1 protein-coding gene is annotated in these 560 nt (G+C 65.2%); it reads left to right on the top strand.

The features are described 5' to 3' along the window. Positions 1-560, top strand: a 560-nt coding sequence (locus tag DWB85_RS19375) for a TonB-dependent receptor domain-containing protein (RefSeq protein ID WP_117957719.1), incomplete at both ends; no start/stop codon positions are given.

Raw genomic sequence — 560 nt, 5'->3', positions numbered from 1 at the left:
TTCGCCGCGGTGGATTACGCCCTCACCGAGCGCCTGACCCTGACTGCCGGCGCCCGCTGGTCCTCGGAGGAAAAGAGTGCCGAGATCGCCACCCTGGCGCTGAACACCAACGTGCTGCAAATCCCGGAGACCATTGTCAGCGGCCAGCCCACCTACCTGAACCCGGTCTATGGCGCCGACACCCGCTGCAATATTGTACAAAGCGGCAACTGCATCCTGGACTTCAAGGACGATGACCAGTGGGACACCTTCGCCCCCAAGCTGGGGCTGGGCTATGCCCTGAGCGATGAGGCCCAGCTCTACGCCCACTGGAGCCGCGGCTTCCGCTCCGGCGGTTACAACCTGCGCAACACCAGCCCCACCGCCGCCCCGGGCCCCTTCGACGAGGAGCAGGTGGACAACTACGAGATCGGCTACAAGTCGCAGCAGGGCTGGGGCCGGCTCAATGCCGCCCTGTTCTACAGTGACATCGCCGACATGCAGCGTGAGGTCAACCTCGCCGACCCCACCTCCGGTGTGGTGCAGATCATCGACAACACCGCCGACGCCACCATCTGGGG

Source organism: Seongchinamella sediminis, from assembly GCF_003457605.1.
Lineage (GTDB): Bacteria > Pseudomonadota > Gammaproteobacteria > Pseudomonadales > Halieaceae > Halioglobus > Halioglobus sediminis.
This window is presented reverse-complemented; position numbering and strand designations above follow the sequence as displayed.